This window comes from Spirillospora sp. NPDC046719 (assembly GCF_040645715.1).
Taxonomy (GTDB): domain Bacteria; phylum Actinomycetota; class Actinomycetes; order Streptosporangiales; family Streptosporangiaceae; genus Spirillospora.
The window spans coordinates 1-22,795 of the sequence record NZ_JBEYYT010000051.1; the positions used below are offsets into that span (position 1 = coordinate 1).

Annotated in this window: 18 protein-coding genes; 12 read left to right on the plus strand and 6 right to left on the minus strand. The window is 74.7% G+C overall.

The genetic code is table 11. The annotated features are described in order from the left end of the window. Positions 1 to 181 precede the first annotated feature (181 nt). Positions 182 to 1,063 (plus strand): hypothetical protein, encoded by an 882-nt coding sequence (locus ABZ914_RS12155; protein ID WP_500193016.1) that lies wholly within the window; start codon positions 182 to 184, stop codon positions 1,061 to 1,063. Here the strand turns inward: ABZ914_RS12155 and ABZ914_RS12160 are convergent, their stop codons facing one another. The 3 genes from ABZ914_RS12160 to ABZ914_RS12170 all read right to left on the minus strand — a co-directional run bounded on the left by ABZ914_RS12160 (position 1,064) and on the right by ABZ914_RS12170 (position 6,900). Then, positions 1,064 to 2,191 (minus strand): hypothetical protein, encoded by a 1,128-nt coding sequence (locus tag ABZ914_RS12160; protein WP_500193017.1) that lies wholly within the window; start codon positions 2,189 to 2,191, stop codon positions 1,064 to 1,066. A 1,030-nt stretch (positions 2,192 to 3,221) separates the two neighbouring features. Next, positions 3,222 to 4,178, minus strand: coding sequence for a hypothetical protein (locus tag ABZ914_RS12165; RefSeq protein ID WP_500193018.1), 957 nt, complete (start codon positions 4,176 to 4,178; stop codon positions 3,222 to 3,224). Between the two features lie 94 nt (positions 4,179 to 4,272). Further along, on the minus strand, positions 4,273 to 6,900 hold the full coding sequence (locus tag ABZ914_RS12170; RefSeq protein WP_500193019.1) for a SpoIIE family protein phosphatase: 2,628 nt from the start codon (positions 6,898 to 6,900) through the stop codon (positions 4,273 to 4,275). Positions 6,901 to 7,091: 191 nt separating this feature from the next. On the opposite strand from ABZ914_RS12170, the gene ABZ914_RS12175 reads away from it, so the two are divergent. The 7 genes from ABZ914_RS12175 (at position 7,092) to ABZ914_RS12205 (ending at position 13,915) form a co-directional block, all read left to right on the plus strand. After that, positions 7,092 to 7,808, plus strand: a complete 717-nt coding sequence (locus ABZ914_RS12175; RefSeq protein WP_500193021.1) for a TetR/AcrR family transcriptional regulator — start codon at positions 7,092 to 7,094, stop codon at positions 7,806 to 7,808. Between the two features lie 516 nt (positions 7,809 to 8,324). Further along, on the plus strand, positions 8,325 to 8,990 hold the full coding sequence (locus ABZ914_RS12180) for a sigma-70 family RNA polymerase sigma factor (RefSeq protein WP_500193022.1): 666 nt from the start codon (positions 8,325 to 8,327) through the stop codon (positions 8,988 to 8,990). A 193-nt stretch (positions 8,991 to 9,183) separates the two neighbouring features. Continuing rightward, entirely contained in the window at positions 9,184 to 9,567 is a 384-nt protein-coding gene (locus ABZ914_RS12185) for an SSI family serine proteinase inhibitor (RefSeq protein ID WP_500193023.1), read from the plus strand. Between the two features lie 131 nt (positions 9,568 to 9,698). Beyond that, the gene (locus tag ABZ914_RS12190; protein ID WP_190860420.1) at positions 9,699 to 10,121 is read left to right on the plus strand and encodes a CBS domain-containing protein; all 423 of its coding nucleotides are present in this window, start codon (positions 9,699 to 9,701) and stop codon (positions 10,119 to 10,121) included. A gap of 46 nt (positions 10,122 to 10,167) precedes the next feature. Continuing rightward, a complete protein-coding gene (locus ABZ914_RS12195; RefSeq protein WP_500193024.1) occupies positions 10,168 to 11,070 on the plus strand; it encodes an ANTAR domain-containing protein in 903 nt (300 codons plus the stop codon). Between the two features lie 130 nt (positions 11,071 to 11,200). Beyond that, on the plus strand, positions 11,201 to 13,288 hold the full coding sequence (locus tag ABZ914_RS12200; RefSeq protein WP_500193025.1) for a SpoIIE family protein phosphatase: 2,088 nt from the start codon (positions 11,201 to 11,203) through the stop codon (positions 13,286 to 13,288). Between the two features lie 120 nt (positions 13,289 to 13,408). Continuing rightward, entirely contained in the window at positions 13,409 to 13,915 is a 507-nt protein-coding gene (locus tag ABZ914_RS12205) for a DUF6328 family protein (RefSeq protein ID WP_190860418.1), read from the plus strand. A gap of 87 nt (positions 13,916 to 14,002) precedes the next feature. Here the strand turns inward: ABZ914_RS12205 and proS are convergent, their stop codons facing one another. Then, a complete protein-coding gene (proS, locus tag ABZ914_RS12210; protein ID WP_387027585.1) occupies positions 14,003 to 15,451 on the minus strand; it encodes a proline--tRNA ligase in 1,449 nt (482 codons plus the stop codon). A 57-nt stretch (positions 15,452 to 15,508) separates the two neighbouring features. Here proS and ABZ914_RS12215 point away from each other — a divergent pair, with 57 nt between their 5' ends. Together ABZ914_RS12215 and ABZ914_RS12220 are read left to right on the plus strand one after the other, a co-directional pair. After that, the gene (locus ABZ914_RS12215; protein WP_500193026.1) at positions 15,509 to 17,206 is read left to right on the plus strand and encodes a proline--tRNA ligase; all 1,698 of its coding nucleotides are present in this window, start codon (positions 15,509 to 15,511) and stop codon (positions 17,204 to 17,206) included. Positions 17,207 to 17,334: 128 nt separating this feature from the next. Further along, positions 17,335 to 18,978: an ATP-binding cassette domain-containing protein gene (locus tag ABZ914_RS12220; RefSeq protein ID WP_190860412.1), complete on the plus strand. Its 1,644-nt coding sequence runs from the start codon at positions 17,335 to 17,337 to the stop codon at positions 18,976 to 18,978. 42 nt (positions 18,979 to 19,020) lie between these two features. Here ABZ914_RS12220 and ABZ914_RS12225 read toward each other — a convergent pair whose 3' ends face one another. Both ABZ914_RS12225 and ABZ914_RS12230 read right to left on the minus strand, forming a co-directional pair. Continuing rightward, on the minus strand, positions 19,021 to 19,983 hold the full coding sequence (locus ABZ914_RS12225; protein WP_500193027.1) for a CU044_5270 family protein: 963 nt from the start codon (positions 19,981 to 19,983) through the stop codon (positions 19,021 to 19,023). Continuing rightward, positions 19,980 to 20,525 carry an RNA polymerase sigma factor gene (locus ABZ914_RS12230; RefSeq protein WP_500193028.1) on the minus strand — a complete coding sequence of 182 codons (546 nt, stop codon included), beginning with the start codon at positions 20,523 to 20,525 and terminating at the stop codon, positions 19,980 to 19,982. Before ABZ914_RS12230 ends, ABZ914_RS12225 begins: the two co-directional genes overlap by 4 nt. A gap of 139 nt (positions 20,526 to 20,664) precedes the next feature. Between ABZ914_RS12230 and ABZ914_RS12235 the strand changes: the two genes are divergently transcribed. Together ABZ914_RS12235 and ABZ914_RS12240 are read left to right on the plus strand one after the other, a co-directional pair. After that, positions 20,665 to 21,630 carry an NAD-dependent epimerase/dehydratase family protein gene (locus ABZ914_RS12235; RefSeq protein WP_500193029.1) on the plus strand — a complete coding sequence of 322 codons (966 nt, stop codon included), beginning with the start codon at positions 20,665 to 20,667 and terminating at the stop codon, positions 21,628 to 21,630. Further along, positions 21,627 to 22,790 carry a glycosyltransferase family 4 protein gene (locus tag ABZ914_RS12240; RefSeq protein ID WP_500193030.1) on the plus strand — a complete coding sequence of 388 codons (1,164 nt, stop codon included), beginning with the start codon at positions 21,627 to 21,629 and terminating at the stop codon, positions 22,788 to 22,790. Before ABZ914_RS12235 ends, ABZ914_RS12240 begins: the two co-directional genes overlap by 4 nt. Positions 22,791 to 22,795 lie beyond the last annotated feature (5 nt).

Here is a 22,795-nt window from a genome sequence, read left to right on the forward strand (position 1 = left end):
GTTGGCGGGGGTGGTTGGGGGGGGTGGTTGGGGGCGTTGCTGGGTTGCTTGGTCTTTGGGGGTGGGTGGGGCGGTCGGGGGTGGATATGGCGGGCGTTTCGGACCGGATGTGGCGCGGTCTCGGCCAATCGGGTCGCGGATGGTTAGGGTCGAGAAGGCAGCCCGCCTCCCGAGGAGTCACATGACCACCGTGATCCTGGTCCTGCTCTGCCTTGCGATCGCCGGACGCGAGCTCTACCTGGCCTCCGACAAGCGGCTCCCGCAAGCACAGGCGGACGTGCGCGAACTGCGCGCCCAACTGTCCGAACTCGTCAAACGCCATGAGGCGCTCAAGGCGGAGGTCGCCGCGGCGGCCGAGCCGTCCGGGATCCCGATCCCGCAGCCGCTGCCGGACGGCGCGTCCGCGGAGATCCTCGACCGGCTGGAGACCTTCTCGGGCCGGATCGACCGGCTGGAGAAGGAGACCGCCGACCTCGCCGGGGAGCTGGCGGGCCTCGGCCTCGACCGGGAGGCGCAGCACGCGCTCGCCCGCTCCCTGGACACGGTGGAGCAGGACGTGCACGAGCTGCAGCGGGAGATGCTCGAACGCGTCGACCGCGAGGAGGGCGTCGTCCCCGGGCTCCTGCTCAGCGAGGAGGGGGAGGCCGAGGCGCTGCTCGCCGACGCGTACGAGCGGTGCGCCGCCGAGTGGGGGCTGCGTGTGCGCGTCCGCGACCAGCGGTCCCCGCAGGCGGCCGACGGCTCCTACCTGGGGACGGTCTACTACCTGTCCGGCCGCCGCGCCGACGATCTCGCCGAGGACCTGTTGACGCAGGTCAGGAGCCTGATCAACGCGGAGGACCCGGGTGCGTTGAGCGCCCTGCTCGGCGAGCTGGCGCACCTGCGGGGCGGTGGGATCGCGCGGTTCGGCCGGTTCGCCGTCGTCCGGACCGGGAGCACGCTGCTCTGCGGCGTCCTGCCGGGCGAGGCGCCCGCGGCCGAGCCCTGGGAGCTCGCGGGACGTCTCCGCGAGCTCCCCGAGGACCGGCGGGCCGACCTGTCCTGGCTCCGTCCGGACGCGTGATCAGGGCCGGACGAAGCGGGGCGGGGCGTCGTCGGTCCGGTCGACGCCGAACGCCAGCAGGCAGCGGGGCGGATGCCCGGCATCGGTCTGCAGGCACAGCCCGACGCCCAGATCCGGGTCGATGACCACGACGCGACGGAGGGCCCGCAGGGCGCGCCGGGCACGGCCTCGCGTCCGGGGCCGGGACGGCTCGTGCAGCGTGCTCGTCACGACGCGTCCCGCGTACCGCCACAGGGTCAGCGAGTCGAGGACCCGCACGCCCGCCGAGGTGAGGTTCGCGACGATGACCACGCCGCTGTCGTCGTCCTCCCCCATTTCGGACGGCGTTGTCAGCGCCGCGTCCTCCGGCAGGTCGCGTGGAGCCCTGGGGCCGCCGACCGCGCGGTGGTAGCGGAGCGGGTCGAGGGTGTCGATCACGAACGCCCCCGCGTACGGCCTGGACGCGCGCGGCTGCCCGGGACGCGCCCGCAGCGGCGTGCGCGGCGCGTTGCGGGCGTTCAGGTGCGCGCTGAGGTCGAAGACCATGCCGGCGTCGTCGAGCCAGGTGGGCAGGCCCAGCTTCGATGACGAGGTGCGGTCCAGGCCGTCCGTCATGCCGCGGATCTCGTCGGCGCGGCCCGAGAGCGCCGCCGCCATGCCGAGCCCGGGGAACGCGCCTTCGAGGACGGCGAGCATCGCCCGCCAGGTGGTGCTCCCCACGAACTCGATCATGAAGGCGTCGGCCAGTGCCCTGCGCCGTCCCGGGTCCGCCATGGGCCCCGGCGGAGGCGCGGGCGGCGGCACGGTGGACGGCGGCTGGGCGGACAGTCCTCGGGCCGGCGGCCGTGCGATTTCCGGCCGTGTCACGTCCGGTTTCGTCAGCGAAGGCGGTGGTTCGGCGGAGAGGCCCTTGCCGGGGAGGAAGGGCTCGTCGGCGGCGGGCCGTTCGTGGCGGCCGGCGCTCCGCGTGTCCGCCGGGTCTTCGGGGGTTCCGGACTGCAGGCCGCCGGGCTTCCGGACGACCCACCGCTCCGGCTCGTCCTCCGGACGCGAGGCACCGGCGGCGTCTTCCTCGGGGACCGGCACGCCCGTCCCGTGCGGCGCCCACTGCGGCGCCTCCCAGCGCGACGACCCCTCGGACGACGGCACTTCGGTCGACCTGTACGGCGAGGAGGAGCCCGTAGGCCCCGTCGCCTCGGCGGGCGCCCCTGCGCCTGGTTCCTGCTGTCCCCACGGTGCGGGTGTGGTCTCCCCCTCCGGATCCTCCGTCCCTGGGGCGGGTGTGGCCTCGCGGGACCACGGCGCCGGCGTGGAGCCGGGAGGGGGTTCGGCCGACGGTGCCGGGTCGCTGGGGGACCGATCCGCGGGCCCTGTGGTCGGCGGCTCGGTGGCCGAGGAATCCGTGGGACGCGCCCCAGGGCCCTCTGGCGTCCATGGGGTCGGTGCGGTCTCCGAGGGCGGGGCGACGGGGCGTGCCGCAGGATTTTCGGGCGTCCATGGGGCGGGCGTGCCCTCCGGGGACGCGGGGCGTGCTTCCGGTACGTGCGGCGTCCACTGGGGAGAGCCTGCGTCCGACCGCTCGGTTCCGAACGGGGCGGGTGTCGACCCGGGTGGTGGCGCCGCGGGGCGGGTCTCCGGCGTGTGCGGTGTCCAGCCCGAGGAAGCGGGCGGCTCGGGCGACGGTGCCGCGGGCGGTGAAGCCGGGTCGTGGGGCGTCCATGGGGCCGGGCCGGCAGGCGACGGCGGCCCCGGGTCGTGCGATGACCAGTCCGCGGGCCCGCCGACCGACGGCCCCGGGGCGGGCGCGGACGGTGGTGCTGCGGGGCGGGTCTCCGGCGTGTGGGGCGCGTATGACGGGGGGTCTGAGGGGCCGCGGGCGATGGCGCCTCGGGACGTCCAGGGCGGCTCGGCGGAGAGGGGCGGCGGTGAGGGAGATGTGCCCGGTGGGTAAGGCGATTCGGCGGTGGGCGGTGGGGCCTCGGGCTGCGGGGGCGGGACGGGGATCCAGTCGGCGGGCTCCTCCGGGCGGGACCTGCTCCTTCCCGCGACGTGGACGTCGCCGGGGTGGGGTGCGGGCGGGCCGCTGTCTTCGGGCTCGGGTCCGGGACGGTCGCGTGGGCCGAATCTCACGGTGACGATCCTGCGCTCTGGACGCGGGGCTCGGCAAGCGGGACGGAGGTCAACGGCGGCCGTCCTGGGCGCCGAAGAGGGCGGCGCAGAGGGATTCCAGGCGGTCGGGGCCGTCGCCGGCGGGCAGCACGGTGAGGACGGGCTCGCCGGTCTCGCCGGGCGTGTCGGGTGCGCCGGGTTCGTCGGGGGTGTCGAGGCGGAGCCGGACGGTGACCTCGCGGCGCAGGGGCTCGTCGGTGCCCTGGGCGGCGGCGACGTCCTGGAGGCCGACGGAGACGGTCTCGGGGAGGTCGACGACGAGGGGCTGCTCGCCGGCGGGGAGGCGCTCCTGCCAGAGGTCGAGGACGCGGCGGGCGAGGCCGTTGAGGAGGCGGCCCCAGGGGACGACGAGGGCGGGCGGGACGTTCTCGGTCTGCAGTTCGGGGAGCCCGAACCGGGCAAGGCCCTTGGTGGCGAACCAGAAGCCGTGCGGTCCCGACGTGTGCGGGAGGAGCATCCAGTCGGTGAGGCGGACGGCGCCGTCGGGCTCCGGCAGGGAGCGGGTGAGGTGGTCGTGGGCGAGGATCTGCGGGGTGAAGACGTCGATGACGGGGGCGGTGCGGGCGGCGGCGACGGCTCCGGCGACGGCGCGGGCGGCCCATTCGTGGGCGGGCGGGTGTCCGGGGCGGTAGGCGGCGCGGACGGCGAGGATGTGGGAGGCGGCGTCGAGGGCGGCGAGTTCGGCCGGTGAGGCGCCGTAGGCGGCGAGGAGGTCGGCGGGCAGCGGCGGGAACTCGGCGGCGGGCCGCTGGTCGAGGGTGACCATGGGGCTGCCGAGCATGCCGAGGACGAGGTCGCGGAGCGGGGGCCGGGTCCGTGCGGCGACCTCGTCGTAGGCGAGTTCGCCCGGGTCGGGGATCGGCGCGGTGAGCACGACGGCGTAGGTGGCGTAGAGGGTCTCCGGGACCGGCAGGGTCAGCTTCTCGCCCAAATCGTCCCCCGATGGACCGTTGATGCGCTTCGACACTATCGATCTCAACGGACGGGACCGTTGGAAACTATCTGTCGCGGAGGGGACAGTTACCTCCCACCGGTGGGAGGCGGACCCCCGACCACCGGATTCACTCCGGGAGGCGGTGCTCGAACCACACCACCTTTCCGCCGTCGGTGCGGTGGGTGCCCCAGCGGGCGGCGATGTGGCTGACGAGCTGGAGGCCGCGCCCGGACTCGGCGGTGGCGTCGGCGTGCCGGAGGTGCGGCATGTCCTGCCCGTCGTCGTAGACCTCGCAGAGCAGGGCGTCGCCGCGGATGAGCCGCAGCACGATGGCCCCGGCGCCGTGCAGCAGGGCGTTGGTGATCAGCTCGCTGACCAGCAACTGGACGGTGTCGGCGACCCCGTCGAGGCGCCATTCGGCGAGCTTGAAGGCGACCTGGGCGCGGGTCCGCGGGACCATGCTCGGCTCGGGGTCCAGCTCCCAGACGGCGACGTCGTCCTTGGGGATGCCGTCGAGGCCGACGGCGACGATGGCGATGTCGTCGGCGGGGGCGGTGGTGGCGAGCGCGTCGAGGAGGGCGTCGCAGGTCGCGTCGAGCGGGCGGTCGGGCCCGGCGAGCAGGACGCGCAGCTCATCGAGGCCCTGGTCGATGTCGCGGTCGCGGCGTTCGAGCAGCCCGTCGGTGCACAGGACGAGCCGGGAGCCGTCCTCGACCTCGATCTCCATGGTCTCGAACGGTTCGCCGCCGACGCCGATCGGCAGCCCGGCGGGGACGGGCAGCACCCGGCTCTCACCGCTCTCCGACACCAGGACGGGCGGGACGTGCCCGGCGTTGGCGAAGCTGCACCGCCGGGCGACCGGGTCGTACACGGCGTACAGGCAGGTGGCGACGTAGTCTTCGCCGAGCCGCCGGGCGAGCTCGTCGAGCTGGCGGAGCAGCAGGTCGGGGCGCATGTCCTCGACGGCGAGGGTGCGGACGGCGGTGCGCATCTGGCCCATGATCGCGGCGGAGGTGAGGCCGTGCCCCATGACGTCGCCGACGACGATGCCGAGGCGGCGGCCGGGCAGCGGGAACGCGTCGAACCAGTCGCCGCCGACCTGCGCGGCCTGGCCGGCGGGCCGGTAGCGGTAGTGGACGCGGGCGCCGGGGACCTCGGGCGGGTCGGCGGGCAGCATGCTGCGCTGCAGTTCCTGCGCGACCTGGACCTCGCGGCGGTAGAGCCGGCCGTTGTCGACGCACAGCGCGGCGCGGCGGGCGAGCTCGTCGACCATGGCGAGCTCGAGGTCGTCGAAGCGGGGGCGGTCGGGCTTGCGCAGCAGCTTGAAGGTGCCGAGCACCCGGCCGCGCGCGATCAGCGGGACGATCAGCAGGTCGCGGCCGGTGAACAGCGGGGTCAGGTCGCGGCCGCCGAACGAGGCGGACAGCCGGGCCGCGAACTCGGCGTCGACCTGCGGGACGTGCACGGCGCGGCCGGTGCGCATGGCGCGGACGAACGGGGTGCCGCGCCCCAGCACGAGCGTCTCGCCCTCCGGGACGATCCGCTCCCAGCGTCCGGGTTCGTCGTTGTGGGCCACGGCGACGCGCCGCATCACGGCGGTCTCGTCGAGGTCGGCGGACGGCTGGGCGGAGTCGGCGGCGACGCCTTCGAGGAGTTCGACGGCGGCGAAGTCGGCGACCCGCGGGACGAGGACCTCGGCGAGCGTGCGGGCGGCCTGAAGGTGGTCGAGGGAACCGCCGATCTGCTGCCCGGCCTCGCTGAGGAAGGTCAGCGTCTCGTTCTCGTCCGCGCCCGACGTGCTGGTGGTGCCGGACGAGGCGGCTGCGGCGCCGTCCCGGTCGTCGTGGTCGGCGGCGGCGGTGTGCGGGGAGACGGCGCGGGGGCGGATGCGCAGGGCCCGCGGCATGTCGCCGATGTGCGGGACGACGGGAAGCCGCACGGTGACGCTGAGCGAGACGGCGGGCCGGCCGAGCGCGAGCACGCGGGACACGATGGCATCGGTGGCGGCGGTTCCGGCGGCGGGCAGCAGTTCGGCGAGGCGGCGGGCGAGGGGCCCGTCACCGTGGCCGGAACCGTGGCCGGCGCCGTGGCCTGCGCCGTGGCCTGCGCCGTGGCCTGCGAGCCCGTCCCCGACGGCCCCCTCGGCGGCGGTCTCGTCCGCGCCGGGCTCGTCCGTGGCGGCCTTGTCCGTGGCGGGCTCGTCCATGGGCGGGGCGAGGACGGGTTCGACGCGCAGCAGCCGGGCTCCGGCGGCGCGCCGGGCGGCGCCGTCGGGCGCGGCGACGAGGACGCCGTCCATGGCCAGGCCGGGGCCGTCCTCGCGGAGCCGGCGCAGGTCGGCGGCCAGCGCGAGGACGCGGACGTTGCGGGCCCCGCGGTCGCCGTCCGGTTCGATCGGGTACACCCACCAGCCGACCTCGGCGGGCCGTCCGTCGTCGGCGCGGGGCACTATGCAGGCGCCGCACCAGACGTGCCCGAAGACCTCGGGTTCGAAGGCCCCGCGGTGCTCCTGCGGCAGGCGCAGCAGCGAGGCGGGGGAACGGCCGGCGGCCTGCAGCGGGCCGGCGCCGAAGAGCTCGGTGGCGGCGTGGTTCCAGTGGTTGATGCGGCCGTGCTCGTTGAGCGTGAAGGCGGCCATGCTCACGACGCCGAGCAGGGGCTGGTCGAGGAACCGGGGCTGCCGGGCCCCGGCCCGCTGGTCGGGCGCGGCCGCGGCGCCCCCGCTGAGCGGCGGCCTGTTCTCGGCGATGGTCACGCTGCCCCCTTCCCCGGGCGGGACGCTCGCTGCATCCGGCAACCCACGGTGAAGGGGACGTTACCTCGGGTGAACGACATTCGCCCGGGTTCTCGCGAACTCGGCAGGAGTCGCGGCCGGCGATGACGGGTGAGCGCTCACTCAGTATGCTGGGGTGCTACCGTCCGGCGACGGAAGGGAAGGTGGCGCAGGTGGCGGTGGGCAGGGAGCCGATGCGGGAGCGGATCCTGGCGGCGGCGGTCGCGGTGATCAGGGAGCGCGGGATCACCGCCGCGACGACCAAGGAGATCGCGCGGAGCGCCGGCGTCTCCGAGGGCAGCCTCTACAACCACTTCGCCAACAAGACCGCCCTGTTCGCGGCGGCGCTGGGCGAGGTCACCGCCACCGCGCGGACGGCCATGGCGACCCTCGCCGGGTCCGCCGGCCAGGGGACGGTCGAGGGAAACCTCGCCCGGCTGGCCGCCGGCATGGTGCGCTTCTACGGCGAGCTGCTGCCGATGATCGGGCCGGTGCTCGCGGACCCGGACCTGATCGCCTGGCTGCGCGCGGACGGCCCCGTCCAGGCGCAGAAGGAGGCCGCCGGCCGTGCCCCGGACCCCGCGCTCCCGCCCGGGTCGCCCGGCGGGCCGCCGTCCGGTCCGCCCGGGGGTCCGGCGGCCGGGCCGGTCCTCGGGCACGCCGCGCTGATCGGCTACCTGGAGGCGGAGCGGCGGGCCGGACGGCTGTCGGCGGGGGCTCCGCTGCCGGCCATCGCCGCCGCCCTGCTCGGCGGCTGCCAGCAGCACGCGTTCCTGATCCGCCTCGCGGGGCCGGAGACGGTCGCGGCGGGCGCCCGGCTCCCGGAGGGCCCCGAGGAGTTCGCCGAACAGCTCGTCCGGGCCGTCCTGGCAGGCCATCTGCCGTCCTGACGCCTGCGCTTTGATCTCCGCCCCACGCCGCCGCCAGACCCCTGCCGCCTCACCACGGCCTCGCGGGTCCTCGACGGCAGCAGGCGGCTTATAGCGCCGCCTGGGCACCGGTTCGGCCGACACGCCACGGTATGTGACGGACGCCACGCAACCTTCAGGCCCCGTTCGGGCGTCTTACCTAACGGGAAGCCACTGAAGCGTGGATGCGCCCGACCAGTACGGCCCGCGACGTCCCGGCCCCCGGGGTCGCCCTGGCGACGCCGGTCCGCGCACCCGCCGCCCGGCCCGCGCCGCCGCGGAGCCGAGCCCCCGACCACGCCGGACCGTCTCCCCCGGAGACGGGCACGAACCCGCGAGGACCACGTCGCTGGAGCGTGCCAAACGCCGGCCCGAACCCGTCGGGAACGGTGGCGCGTACCACCTGTACGGGGGGCGGTCATTCCGCCCGGCACGCGCGTGCCGCCGAGCACGCGCCAGCAACCGGCCCTTCACGGGTCACGACCACGGGGAGCGATGATGACCGCTGTCACCATGCCCGTCCGCAACACCGCCGCCGTGCGCGTTCCGGCCGCCGCCGCGCACACCGAGACCATCCGGGACACCGAGACCATCCGGGGCACCGGGAGCATCGAGAACACCGAGCGCTACGAGCGCGACGTCCTGCCGCTGGCCGACCCGCTGTACGCCAGCGCCGTGCGGATGACGCGCAACAGCGCCGACGCCGAGGACCTCGTCCAGGAGACCCTGGCCAAGGCCTACGTGAACTTCCACCAGTTCCAGGAGGGCACGAACCTCAAGGCGTGGCTGCACCGGATCCTCACCAACAACTTCATCAACACCTACCGCAAGAAGCAGCGCGAGCCCCAGCGGGCCGGCTCCGAGGAGCTGGAGGAGTGGCAGATCGCGCAGGCCGAGGCGCACTCGTCCGGGTTCCGGTCCGCCGAGTCCGAGGCGCTGGACCGCATCCCCGACTCCGAGGTGATCGACGCGCTGCGCGCGCTGCCGAAGGACTTCCGGGACGCCGTCTACCTCGCCGACGTCGAGGGCTACGCCTACAAGGAGATCGCCGAGATGATGGGCACCCCCATCGGCACGGTGATGTCCCGCCTGCACCGCGGCCGCAAGCAGCTCCGCGAGGCCCTCGCGGGCCACAAGCGCGCCGCGCACACCCTGGCCGCCTGACCCGGGCGGCCCCGGCCGCGGGCGATCCGCCCCCACACCGCCCCGGCCCGGCCCGCCCCGGCCCTCGAGCCTTCGCAACGTTCCGACTCGATCCCGCGGTTACCCCGTGACCGCGGGATCGTCGGTTTTCCTGCACTGTCGGTAGTCGCATGGATACATTGAGCGATGGTCCCTCAGACCATCGGGAGTAGCCATGTCTAACACCATCGCCGTCCTGGCGGGCGCGCTGATCGCCCTCTCGCCCGCCGTTCCCGCGCATCACCACGAGAGCGGGACGACGTCCCTCCGGCTCACGCTCACCCATCCCGGGCGCAACGCGTCGAGCACGCACACGGTGACCCTCTACTGCGACCCTCCGGGCGGGCGGCACCCCGATCCCGCCCGTGCCTGCTCCGAGCTCGCCGGCTCCGGCGGGAAGTTCGCGCACGCACCGGACGGCCGGATGTGCACCGCGGTCTACGCGCCCGTCGTGGCACAGGCTAAGGGCCGGTGGCACGGCCGCCCGGTGTCGTTCCGCGCGCGCTACGGCAACGACTGCGTGATGCACTCCCGCACCGGGACCGTATTCGCGTTCTAACGGCACGGTCTTCGCGTGATGAGGAGCATCCCACCAATTCACCAAGACCGTCCGCATAGGTACGCCGACTGTGGGTAGGGCGCGCACACGGGCCACGCGAGCCGCCGGTCACTCGAGAGGATGTGCGCGCGATGCCACGACGGGTCAGCGACGTCATGACCCCGGCCCCCCAGTCGCTGCCGCTGGACGCGACGCTGTACGAGGCGGCCCGGGTGATGCGGGACGAGGGCATCGGCGACGTCCTGGTCACCTACGCCGGGCAGCTCTGCGGGATGGTCACCGACCGGGACATCGTCGTGCGGGCCGTCGCGGAGAGCCGCGACACGGCGCTGACGCCGCTCGGCGAGGTGTGCACGGCCGAGTTGTGCACCGTGCGTCCCGACGACGACACCGAGACGGCGGAGCGGCTGATGATCGAGCAGTGCGTCCGGAGGCTGCCGGTGGTGGACGGCGGCCGGCGGCCCGTCGGCATCGTGTCCATCGGCGATCTCGCGGTGGCGGACGGGCAGCGGGGCCCGCTCCCCGAGATCAGCAAGGCTCCGCCGAACAACTGAGCCCGCTCAGCCCGGGCATGACGTGCCGCAGGATAACGTCATAAGCGTGGCTCCAACCGAAACGGTGCTCACCGACCAGCTCGCCGTGGAGATCGCCCGGCTGGGGATGGTCGGCGAGTCCTCCGACGTCGGCACCCTGCACCGGGTCGCCGAGCTGGCGTCGCGCGCCGTGCAGGGGTGCGCGGGCGCCTCGTGCGTCCGCTGGGCGATGCCGCCGGCGTCCCTCGGCGACCCCGTCGCGGTCGCCGCGCTCGGGGCGTCGCCGGATCCGGTGCCGCGGCCTCCGGACGTCCCGCGCGTTCCGAGGCAGCAGGACGCCTCGGAACGGGGCACGGCCGACCCCGGCCTCCCGGACATGGCCGGGGACGTCGCGCCGGACGAGCTGCCCTCCCCGGACGCGGAGCGTCCCGAGCCGCTGGCCGTGGCCGCGAGCCACCCCGACCTCGCCGAGATCACCGACCGGCAGCTGTCGCGGGGGCACGGCCCCATCTACGACGTCGTCCTGGACCGTCGCACGGTGAGCTGCGACGACATCCTGGTCGAGACCCGCTGGCCGGAGGCGGTGTCGGACATGCTGCGCCGCGGGGTGCGGTGCTTCACCACGTCCCCGCACCTGAACCCGCCGGTGCTGGTCACGCTGACGCTGTACGGGGTGACGCCGAAGTCGCTCGGGCCCGACCGGCTCGCGCTCGTCTCGCTCCTGCTGGCGCAGGGCAGCGCGACGATGTCGAACGCGCAGCAGTACGACGACGTGCACCGGACGGCCGCGCAGCTGCAGGAGGCGGTGGAGGCGCGGGCCGTCGTCGACCAGGCGAAGGGCATCCTGATGCACGCGCTCGGCTGCGGCGCCGACGAGGCTTTCGCGGAGATGCGCCGCATTTCCCAGACAAGGCATGTGAAACTGACCGCACTGGCCCAGCGGATAGTCGGTGACCAGGGGCTCCGCTAGGTCCCGCGCTAGGAGCACGGAGGTGACCGGCATAGGCTGCGAGATGCAGTCGCCGCGGCTGCGGTCCGGATGAGCGGAGCGCGAAGCCGATCCTGTTTCGACCTTGCCTCGGGGCACAGAGGGAGACCTGTTGCACGATCAGCCCGATCAGCTCGAACCCGAGTCCCTGGTACGGGAGATCTCGGATCTCGAGGGGCGCATCGGTGAGCTGCGCCAGGCCGCCGGCATGCCCGAGGCGGACCTGCGGGCCACCCTGGACGCGGCGCTGGTGGAGCTCGAGCTCGCGGTGACGGCGCTGCGCACCCTGGGCGCCGACCAGGGCACCGGGCAGGGCGGGTCGAACGCGGCCGAGAACGAGCGGCGGGTGCTGCGGACGGTCTTCCAGGACGCGCCCGTGCCGCTGTTCCTGCTCGACCGCAACACCAGCGTCCGGCGGGTGAACCGCCAGGCCGCGGAGCTGCTGGGCACCTCGTCCGGTTACGTCTCCGGCAAGCAGTTCACCGCGTTCTGCGATCTGGCGACCCGCGCGGCGGTCCGCTCGCAGCTGGCCGCGGTGGTGCGGACGGGACGGCGGCGGCGGGTGCCGGTGCGGTTCCTCGGCCGGGAGCGCCCGGTCGACGCGGTCATCACGCTGGCCCGGGTGTGGATCCGCGGGGAGCCGGACCCGATGGTGGTCGTCGCGGCGGGCGCCGCGCGCCCCCCGGCGGACGCCTCGGGCGACGGTACCGGGACCGCGGCCGCGGGCACCGCGGGACGCGGCGCGCCGGCCAAGCGGGACGGCGGGAAGCGGCCGGCACGGCGCCCGGAAGCGGGCGCGGACGCGGCCGCGCCGCGGGTGCCGGAGCCGGCGTCGCCGCCGCAGGCGCGCGCGCCGCAGCCGCAGCCGCAGGCCCGCATCGACGACGAGGCCGTGGCCACGATCGTGCACCGGATGGACGTGCTGGCCACCGCGAGCGAGCTGCTGCTGGACGAGCCGGTCTTCAACGAGACGGTCGCGGTCCGGCGGTGCGCCCGGCTGCTGGCCGCCGAGCTGGCCGACTGGGCCTTCATCGACCTGACGGGCCCGAACACCGGCCCGTCCGGAGCGGGCGGAGGCGCGGCCGGATCGGCGCCCGTCCTGCACCGCCAGGTCGTGATGGGGCCGGACGACGAGTACTCGGTCGAGGCGGCGCGGACGCTGCAGGAGCTGCACCCGGCCGCCGGAACGCTCCCGCACGACGTGTTCGTCACCCGGCAGAGCGCCCTGCGCCCGCACCTGGACGGCCTGGACGAGCTCGGCAAGGCCGCTGACGGCGTCCCGATCTGCGCGAAGATCGGCGCGACGTCGCTGCTGAGCGTGCCGGTGGAGGACGGCGACCGGTGCCTCGGCGCGATCACGCTCGCGTCCGGCGGCGAGTACGGGCCGTTCGACCTGATGGACCTCGGCGTCGTGCAGCGGCTCGGCCGCTACCTGGCGCTGGTGATCCGCGCGGCGCGGCTCTACCGCCGCAGCGCGGAGGTCGCCGACTCGCTCCAGGCGAGCCTGCTGCCGCGGGCGCTGCCCGCCATCCCGGGGGCGACGGTCGCGGCGCGCTACCTGACGGCGACGCACGGCGCGGACGTCGGCGGCGACTTCTATGACGTGTTCCGCGTCGGGGACGGCTGGGGGCTGGTCCTCGGCGACGTGTGCGGCAAGGGCGAGGACGCGGCGGCCGTGACCGCGACGGCGCGGCACTGCATGCGGCTCGGGGCCCGGTGGAAGTCGACTCCGGGCGAGATCCTCGGCATCGCGAACGAGGCGCTGCTGGACGAGGACCGGTTCGTCACCGCGATCATGGCGGGGCTGGAGATGACCGCGGAGCGGGTCACGGTGTCGCTGGGCACCGCCGGCCACCCGCCGGCGATCGTGGTCCGCGCGGACGGGGTGATCAGGTCGGCGTCGCGGGGCGGCGTGCCGCTCGGCCTGTTCGAGGACTTCGAAGCCGGCTCGGACACCATCGACCTCCACGCCGGCGACACGCTGATCCTGCACTCGGACGGGGTGCTGGAGGCGTGCGACCACGCGCGCCAGGAGTTCGGCCAGGAGCGGCTGCTGGAGGCGCTGGCGGGCCAGGCGGGCGGCACTCCGGAGGAGATGCTCGGCGCGGTGGAGCAGGCGCTGCTGGAGTTCTGCGACGGCGACCTGCGCGACGACGTGTCGATGGTGGCGCTCCGCGTGGAGCCCCCGACGCTCGACTGACGCCCCGGCGCCCGCGCGCCTGGACGCCCGGCCAAGGGCCCGGCGACCGCGCGCGATCCCGGCGTCCGGCTGTGGCGTGAAACCGGCACTGACGGGCGTTTTGCCGGGTAAAGGGATCTCATGAGCGTCGACCCCTCGTCCAAGCCGCGCAACGAGACCGAGCACGAGCGGCTCGACCGGCAGCTGATGGAGCTGCTCCAGGGCTTCCGGGTGGCCACCACGGGCGTGCAGGTGCTGTTCGCGTTCCTGCTGACCGTCCCGTTCTCCAAGGGATTCGTGCAGGTCGACGACACCGGGAAGGCGCTGTTCTACGTGGCGCTGTTCGGTGCGGCGCTCGCCTCGATCTGCTTCATCGCGCCGGTGTTCCAGCACCGGATCCTGTTCCAGCTCAACAAGAAGCCGCTGCTGATCCGGCGGGCGAACCGGTTCGGCATCCTCGGCGCGTTCGCGCTCGCGGTCTCGATCACCGCGTCCACCACGCTGATCGTGCAGACGCTCGCGGCGGAGGGGGCGGCGATCGCCGCGGCGGTGGTCGTCCTGGCGCTGTGCGGGTGGGCGTGGTTCGTCCAGCCGTACCTGACCCGGCTGTCGGCGGGCGGCCGCGCGGAGCGGGAGGAGAGCTCCTGACCGCGCGGCGCCCGCCGCCTCGCCGACGCACGATCGCCGGCTCGCGATCGCCGGCTCGCGATCGCCGGCTCGGTACGCCTTGCCGGCTCAGTACGCCTTGCCGAAGATCACGCGCTTGCCGTAGGCGGACGGCCGCCCGCACTTGACGCACACGCCGGTCTCCTCCGGCGCCTCGGCGGGGATGACCCGCGGGGTCGCGGCGGTCTCGGCCTTGATCTCGTCCTCGCAGGCGGTGGCGCCGCAGTGGAACGCGCGGGCCCAGCCGCCGGCGACCTGCGCGGTGAACGCGTCCCAGGTGTCGACGGCGGCGGTGTGCTCCTCGCGGAACGCCTCGGCCCGGGCCAGCAGGAACGACTGGAACTCGGCGAGCATCCCGGGCAGCACCTCGGGCACCTTCTCCAGCGGGATCTGCTCCTTGCCCTGCCCCTCGGCGGTCGGGAGCCGCCGGACGACGGTCGCGACGCCGCCCTCGATGTCGCGCTTGCCGAGCTCGATGCGGATCGGGACGCCGCGCATCTCCCACTCGTTGAACTTGAACCCGGGCGACAGCTGCGGCCGGTTGTCGTCGACGTGCACGCGGATGCCCATCGACTTGATCGCGGCACCGAGGCGGCGGGCCTCCGCGGCGGCCTGCTCGCCCTGCTCCTTGCGCCCGATCGGGACGATGACGACCTGGTAGGGGGCGAGGCGCGGGGGCAGCACGAGGCCCTTGTCGTCCCCGTGCGTCATGATCATGCCGCCGATCATGCGGGTGCTCATGCCCCAGGACGTGGTGTGCGCCAGCGTCAGCTTGCCCGCCTCGTCCTGGTACTGGATCTCGAAGGCCTTGGCGAAGTTCGTGCCGAGGTAGTGCGACGTGCCGGCCTGCAGGGCCCGGCCGTCCCGCATCATGCCCTCGATGGTGTACGTGCGGACGGCGCCGGCGAACCGCTCGCCGGGCGTCTTCTCGCCCGCGATCACCGGCATCGCCGCGAGCTCGCGCGCCACGCTCGCGTAGGCGTCCAGCGCCCACATCGTCTCGCGCATCGCGTCGCCCTCGTCGATGTGGGCGGTGTGCCCCTCCTGCCAGAGGAACTCGGTGGTGCGCAGGAACATCCGCGGCCGCATCTCCCAGCGGACCACGTTCGCCCACTGGTTCAGCAGCAGCGGCAGGTCGCGGTGCGAGTCGATCCACTTGGCCATGTACTCGCCGATGACGGTCTCGGAGGTCGGCCGCATGACCAGCGGCTCCTCCAGGTCCTTGCCGCCGGCGTGCGTCACGACGGCGAGCTCCGGGGAGAAGCCCTCGACGTGCTCGGCCTCGCGCTTGAAGTAGGACTCCGGGATCAGCATCGGGAAGCACGCGTTGTCGTGCCCCGCGTCCTTGATGCGCCGGTCCAGGTCCGCCTGGAGCAGCTCCCACACCCGGTAACCGTACGGGCGGATGACCATCGTGCCGCGAACCGGACCGCGGTCGACGAGCTGGGCCTGCACGACCAGCTCGTTGTACCAGGCGGAGAAATCCTCGCTCTGCGGCGTCACACCTTCTCGACTCACAGCGAACAAGGGTACTGACCGGCGGCGGGGCTCGGGCCGCTTCGCTACCCTCGCGAGATGCGCTGGTCCCAGATGTTCGCGCCGACGCTCCGCGACGACCCCGCCGAGGCGGACGCGCCGAGCCACCGGCTGCTGCTGCGCGCGGGCTACGTCCGGCAGCTCACGGCCGGGCACTACAGCCTGCTGCCGCTCGCCGTCCGCGTCCGCGCGAAGATCATCGAGATCGTCCGGCAGGAGATGGACGCGATCGGCGCGCAGGAGATGCTGCTGCCCGCGCTGCACCCGGCGGAGCCGTGGCGGCGGTCGGGCCGGTGGGAGCTGATGGGGCAGGAGATGTTCCGCCTCCAGGACCGGCGCGGCGCCGACCACGCGCTCGGCATGACCCACGAGGAGATCTTCGCGACGGTCGCGCGCGAGCTGAACTCCTACAAGCAGCTGCCGCAGCAGTGGTACCAGTTCCAGACCAAGTTCCGGGACGAGCCCCGCCCCAAGGGCGGCCTCATGCGGACGCGCGAGTTCACCATGAAGGACGCCTACAGCTTCGACGTGGACCGCGCCGGGCTGGACGTCTCGTTCGACGCCTACCACGGCGCCTACACGCGGATCTTCGCGCGGCTGGACCTGCCGGCGCTGGCGTGCGAGGCGTCCAGCGGGACCATGGGCGGGGCCGGCTCGACGGAGTTCATGTGCCCCGCCGACGTCGGCGAGGACCTGGTCGTCCACTCCCCCGCCTGCGGGTACGCGGCGAACATCGAGCGCGCCACCTCCGCGCTGCCCGCCGCGTCCGACGACCCCGGACCGCCCGCGCCGGAGCGCTTCGACACGCCCGGCGTCCGCACCATCGACGATCTGACCGCCTACGGCGCGCCCGGCGACCGGCAGATCAAGACGCTCGTGTACGTCCTGGACGGCACGCTCACGCTCGTCCTCCTGCGCGGCGACCACGCGCTCAACGAGCAGAAGCTCGTGGACGCGACCGGCGCCGCGCGGATCCGCCCGGCGGAACCGGAGGAGATCCGGTCGGCGCTCGGCGCGCTCCCCGGCAGCCTCGGCGCGGTCGGCGTCGCGCTCCCGGTGATCGCGGACGAGGCGCTGCGCGGCCGCCGGTCGATGTTCACCGGCGCGAACGTCGACGACGTGCACCTGCGCGGCGTCGACGTCGCCCGGGACATCGCCGTCGGGTCCTGGGCGGACCTGCGCGAGGTCGCCGCCGGCGAGCCGTGCCCGCGCTGCGGCGAGCCGCTGGAGATCGTCCGGGCGATCGAGATCGGGCACATCTTCAAGCTCGGCGACCGGTACGCCCGCGCGCTCGGCGTCGAGGTCCTCGACCCGGACGGCAAGCGGGTGCCGGTCGTGATGGGCAGCTACGGCATCGGCGTCGAGCGGGCGATGGCCGCGATCGTGGAGACCCACCACGACGAGCGCGGCATCGTCTGGCCGGTGGCGGTGGCGCCCTTCGAGGCCGCCGTGGTGATCGCGCAGTCCGACGACGCGGACGTGGCGGGCGCCGCCGAGCGGATCTACGGCGCCCTCCGGGACGCCGGGGTCGACGCGGTGATCGACGACCGGGCCGAGCGCGCGGGGGTGAAGTTCCGCGACGTCGAGCTGACCGGGATCCCGTATCGGATCACGGTGGGCCGCCGCGGGCTCGCCGAGGGCGTGGCGGAGGTGACCGCCCGGGCCACCGGCGAGACCAAGAAGGTCCCGCTGGACACGGCCGCCGCGCACGTCCGGGCACTGCTGGCGCCCGTCTGAGGCGGCCGTCCTCCGGCGCGGCCGGGTGCCCGCGATCGCCGTCGAGCCGGCGGTGCCGGAAAACGGTTTGACGGGGTCGCGGCGCCTTCCGGAGACTCGGCGGGGGTTCTCGACGACGAGGGGTCACCGTGGGTCACGTGGAGGTCGGGCACGTCAGCCATGCGCTGCCCGACGGGCGGGTGCTGCTGGACGACGTGTCGTTCCGGGTCGGCGACGGCGTCACGGCGGCGCTGGTCGGGCCGAACGGGGCCGGGAAGACGACGCTGCTCCGGCTGGTCGCCGGGGACCTGGCGCCGCAGGACGGGACGGTCGCGCACAGCGGCGGGCTCGGCGTGATGCGGCAGTTCATCGGCAATGTGCGGGACGAGTCGTCCGTGCACGACCTGCTGCTGTCGGTGGCGCCGCCACGGGTCCGCGAGGCGGCCGCGGCGGTGGAGGCCGCCGAGCTGGCGATGATGGAGCGCGACGACGAGCCGACGCAGCTGAGGTACGCGAACGCGCTGGCCGGCTGGGGCGACGCGGGCGGCTACGAGATCGAGGTGCTGTGGGACGCGTGCTGCGTGGCGGCCCTCGGCGTCCCCTACGACGCGTGCCGGTGGCGGGAGACGCGGACGCTGTCGGGCGGCGAGCAGAAGCGGCTCGCGCTGGAGGCGCTGCTGCGGGGCCCCGACGAGGTGCTGCTGCTGGACGAGCCCGACAACTACCTGGACGTGCCGGGCAAGCAGTGGCTGGAGGAGCGGCTCCGGGAGACGGCCAAGACCGTGCTGGTGGTCTCGCACGACCGCGAGCTGCTCGACCGCTGCGCCGACCGGATCGTGACCGTCGAGGCGGGCCGGGTGTGGATCCACGGCGGCCGGTTCTCGACGTACGCGGCGGCCCGCCGGGACCGCAACGAGCGGCTGGAGGAGCTGCGGCGGCGGTGGGACGAGGAGCACGCGAAGCTCAAGGAGCTCGTCAACACCCTGAAGACCAAGGCGACGGTCAATGACGGTTTCGCGTCGCGGTACCGGGCGGCGCAGACCCGGCTGCGCAAGTTCGAGGAGGCGGGGCCGCCGGAGACGCCGCCGCGCGACCAGAGCCTGAAGATGCGGCTGCGCGGGGGCCGGACCGGGAAGCGGGCGGTGATCTGCGAGGACCTGGAGCTGACCGGGCTGATGCGGCCGTTCGGCGCGGAGGTCTGGTTCGGCGAGCGGGTCGCGGTGCTCGGCTCGAACGGGTCGGGGAAGTCGCATTTCCTGCGCCTGCTCGCCGCGGTGGCGGAGGTGCTGCCGCGGGGCGCGGTGCCGGTGCGTCCGGTGGCGCACACCGGGGTCGCCCGCCTCGGCGCGCGGGTGGTGCCGGGGCTGTTCGCGCAGACGCACGCGCGTCCGGACCTGGCGGGGCGCACGCCGTGCGAGATCGTCATGACCGAGCACGCCCGGCTGCGCAACGACGCGATGAACGCGCTCGCGCGCTACGAGCTGCAGTTCTGCGCCGAGCAGCCGTTCGAGACGCTGTCGGGCGGGCAGCAGGCGCGGTTGCAGATCCTGCTGCTGGAGCTGGGCGGCGCGACGCTGCTGCTGCTGGACGAGCCGACCGACAACCTCGACCTGGCCAGTGCCGAGGCGCTCCAGGAGGGTCTGGAGTCGTACGAGGGGACCGTCCTCGCGGTGACGCACGACCGCTGGTTCGCCCGTTCCTTCGACCGCTTCCTGGTGTTCGGCGCGGACGGGTCGGTCTACGAGGCCCCTGAGCCGGTCTGGGACGAGGCGAGGGTCGCCCGGCCGCGCTGATCGGACGCGCGGCCGGACGGCCCTCGTTTCCCCTCCGGATGGTCAGGGACGCTGGCCGGGGCGGTCCACGACGCCCGCGGCCAGGCGGACGGAGTAGCTCTCGACGGCGCCCTTCAGGAAGCGCCCGCCGTCCGGCATGGTGTGGTCCTTGACGACGGTGGTGCGGTGGCCCCGGTAGGCGTAGGTGGACGGGTCCAGGAGGATCTCGTCCTTCGCCCAGCCCTCGATGACGAACGAGACCGACACCGCCTTGTGCCCGGCCCCGTCCTCGGCGGCGCGGTCCACGGTGACGCCGGGGACCTTCGCCATCGCGCGGTAGGCGGCGGCGGTCTGCGCGGGCGGCAGCGCGCCGTTGTTCAGCAGCAGCGACCCGAGCAGCTGGAACGCGCCCTCGTTCCGGCCGCCCGGCGCGCCGGATTTGAGGGCCCAGGCCAGCATGCCGTCCGGGTCCGCCGGCAGCTTGGCGACGGAGGCGTAGTCGATCGGCGGCATCCCGCCGCCCGTGGCGGAGGTGACGAGCCTGCCGTGGTCGTACATCGCCATGCGCTTGCCGTCGGCCCGGATCCATGTCCGGTCGACCTGCGTCTTCAGCGGCGCGCCCGGCGCGATGGCCTGGCCGCGGCCGGGGACGCCGCTGCGCCGGTAGCGGGTCTCGGTGTAGACCCACTGGCCGGGACGCGGCGCGGTGAACGGCTGCTTCAGCGCGAACGTCGCGGCGACGTTCAGCACCTGCTGCGTCTCGGTCGCCGCCGCGGGCGCCGGGTGGTGCGGCCTGCCGTCGCTCGTGGCGACGACGGCACCGGCGATGAGCGCTCCGGCGACACCGCCGGCGGCGACGAGGCGGAACGCCGTCCGGCGGGACGGGCCGGTGCGGCGGGCGGCGGACGCCGTGATCCGCTCGTAGGCGGCGCGTCCGGCCGGGTCGTGGGCGGCGCCGTCGAACGCGCCGGGCGGGCAGGGGTCGGCCGGGGCCATGACGCGGCGGACTTCGTGGAGGTCGTTCATGCCTGGGTGCTCCTTTGCAGCGGTGCGGCGGGTGCCGGGCGGTCTGCGGCGTCGATTTCGGCGAGGGCGGCGGTCAGTCGGCGGCGGGCGCGGTGCAGGCGCACGGAGAACGTCTTGACCGAGCAGCCCACGGCGGTCGCCGCGTCCCGCGCGTCGAGGCCCTCCCAGCCGACGAGCCGGAGGATCTCTCGATCGCGGGCGGACAGGCGGCCGAGCGCGGCCGCTATGCGGCCGCCTTCGGCCACACCGGTCGCCATGTCGGCGGCGGGGGCGCGCGGGCCGTCGCCGCGCAGCCGGTCCCACAGCCGGAGGCGCCGGCGACGGCTCCGCATCTCGTTGGCCAGGACGTTGCGGGCGACGTTCAGCAGCCACGGGAACGGGCGGTCGGGCGGGATGTCGCCGCGCCGCCGCCAGGCGACCAGGAACGTCTCCGCGGCGATGTCCCGGGCCGTCTCGTGGTCGATCCGACGCGCCGCGTACCTGAGCACGTCGTCGTAGTGCGCGTCCCACAACCGGGTGAATCCCCCGTCTGGATCCGGCACGCCGGCTCCCTTCTCTCGGGTCGGTGTCGCTCGGAGATGTCCGGCAGGGCCGTTCCGCCTACACCCTGTTCGATCCTCGCTGGTCAGTGCACTCCTGTGGATCTGTCCAAGAACGCGGTGAGATGGATAGGGTGCCCGCGTGCGGGTGGTGGTGACGGGAGCGGCGGGATTCATCGGGGGGCATGTGGCCGGCGCCCTGTCGGGCGCGGGGCACGAGGTCCTCGCCGTCGACGCGCCCGGGCGGTCGCCGACGCCGGAGCCGGCGCGGCGCGCCTGGGCCGGGGTGGCGGCGCTGCCGGGCGTCACGGCGCTGGAGCGGGACCTGGCGGTGGACGACCTCGACGCGGTCGCCGCCGCCGACGTCGTGGTCCATCTCGCGGGGCGGCCGGGCGTGCGCAGCTCGTGGGGCGGCGGGCGCGCGGCGGCGGAGCGCGACAACGTGCTGGCGACGGCGCGGCTGCTGGAGGCGTGCGCGCGGCGCCCGGCGCGGCTGCGCCCGCGGGTGGTGGTCGCGTCGAGCTCGTCGGTGTACGGGTCGGCGGGGCACCGGCCGAACCGGGAGGACGACCCGCTCGACCCGGCGAGCCCCTATGCGGCCAGCAAGGTGGAGGTCGAGCGGCTCGCGGGCCTCGCCGCGGAGAACGGCCTGCGCACCGTGGTGCTCCGGTACTTCTCGGTCTACGGCCCCCGGCAGCGGCCCGACATGGCGTTCCACCGGTTCGTGGAGGCGGCGCTGGACGGGCGTCCGCTGCCGGTCTTCGGGGACGGGCGGACGTCGCGGTCGTTCACGCACGTGCGGGACGTGGTCGCGGCGACGCTGGCGGCGGCCGCCGAGGACCTGCCGGCGGGCGTCGCCCTCAACATCGGCCATCCCGAGCCGGTGGCGGTGCGGGCGGCGATCGCGCTGCTGACCGGGGTGCTCGGCGTGCGGCCCGAGATCCGGCGGGAGGCGCCGGTGGCCGGTGACGCGGCGCTGACCTGGGCGGACTGCGGGCTGGCCGGGCGGCTGCTCGGCTGGTCGGCCACCACCTCGCTCGCGGACGGCCTGGCGGACCAGATCGCCTGGCACCGGTCGCTGCGCGGGCAGGAGGTGGCGGTCGGATGAGGCACCGGGCGGCGTATCTCGCGTTCGACCGCTTCCCGTCGGGCAAGGGGTCGGCGGTGCACATCGCGCAGATGGCCGACGAGCTGTTCGAGCGGTTCGGCGGCGGGCTGCTGGGCGTGCTCGGCGGCGGCGGGCTGCCCGGCTACCAGCGGGAGGGCGTGCGGGAGATCGTCAGGTTCGAGGAGCAGATCCCGAACCTGATCGACCGCGCGGAGGCGTACTCGGCGTGGGCGGCGGCACTGCTGAAGGAGCACGCGGGGTCGCTGGAGGTCGTCCACGTCCGGGATCCGTGGAGCGCGCTGCCCGCGCTGACCGCCGACGGCCGGCGCTACCGGGTCGTCTTCGAGGTGAACGGGCTGCCGTCCATCGAGATGGGCCACACCTGGCCCTGGGCCTCGCCCGCGACGCTCGGCAAGATCCGCGAGCTGGAGCGGTTCTGCCTGGACCGCTGCGACGCGGTCGTGGTGCCGTCGCGGGTGATCGGCGAGGCCGTCCGGAGGCTCGGGGCGGCGGAGGAGAAGGTCCACCTCGTGCCGAACGGCGCCGACCTCCCCGGCGAGACGGCGCGTCCCGCCGGTGCGCCCGGCCGGTACGTCGTCTACGTCGGGGCGCTCCAGCCGTGGCAGGGCATCGACGTGCTGCTCCGCGCGTTCGCGCGGCTGGGCGACCTCACGGACCTGCGGCTGGTGATCTGCTCGTCCGTCCCGGAGCGGCGCGCGAAGCCGGTGCGCCGGCTGGCGGAGCGGCTCGGCGTCGCCGACCGCCTGGACTGGTGCTTCGCGCTGCCGCACCCCGAGGTCGCCGCGTGGCTGGCGCACGCCGAGGTGTCGGTGGCGCCGCTCACCGGCTGCGCCCGCAACCTCGACCAGGGCTGCGCGCCGCTGAAGGTGATCGAGTCGATGGCGGCGGGCGTCCCGGTCGTCGCCTCGGACCTGCCGGCGGTCCGGGAGCTCATGGCGGACGGGGAGCACGGGCGGCTCGTCCCGGCGGACCGTCCGGCGGAGCTGGCGCGGGCCGTCCGGATCCTGCTGGAGTACCCCGGCGAGGCCGCCGCGATGGGCGCGCGGGCGCGCGCGCACGTCGCCGGCGGCCTGACCTGGACGCGGTCCCGCGCCCGGCTGGCCGAGGTCTACCGTACGATCGCGCCGTCAGACCGATAGGTGGG

Excerpts from the sequence above, each read along its gene's own strand:
- ABZ914_RS12155 (WP_500193016.1), top strand. The coding sequence starts at position 182 with ATGACCACCGTGATCCTGGTCCTGCTCTGCCTTGCGATCGCCGGACGC.
- ABZ914_RS12180 (WP_500193022.1), top strand. The coding sequence starts at position 8,325 with ATGACCGCTGTCACCATGCCCGTCCGCAACACCGCCGCCGTGCGCGTT.
- ABZ914_RS12185 (WP_500193023.1), top strand. The coding sequence starts at position 9,184 with ATGTCTAACACCATCGCCGTCCTGGCGGGCGCGCTGATCGCCCTCTCG.
- ABZ914_RS12190 (WP_190860420.1), top strand. The coding sequence starts at position 9,699 with ATGCCACGACGGGTCAGCGACGTCATGACCCCGGCCCCCCAGTCGCTG.
- ABZ914_RS12205 (WP_190860418.1), top strand. The coding sequence starts at position 13,409 with ATGAGCGTCGACCCCTCGTCCAAGCCGCGCAACGAGACCGAGCACGAG.
- ABZ914_RS12215 (WP_500193026.1), top strand. The coding sequence starts at position 15,509 with ATGCGCTGGTCCCAGATGTTCGCGCCGACGCTCCGCGACGACCCCGCC.
- ABZ914_RS12225 (WP_500193027.1), bottom strand. The coding sequence starts at position 19,983 with ATGAACGACCTCCACGAAGTCCGCCGCGTCATGGCCCCGGCCGACCCC.
- ABZ914_RS12240 (WP_500193030.1), top strand. The coding sequence starts at position 21,627 with ATGAGGCACCGGGCGGCGTATCTCGCGTTCGACCGCTTCCCGTCGGGC.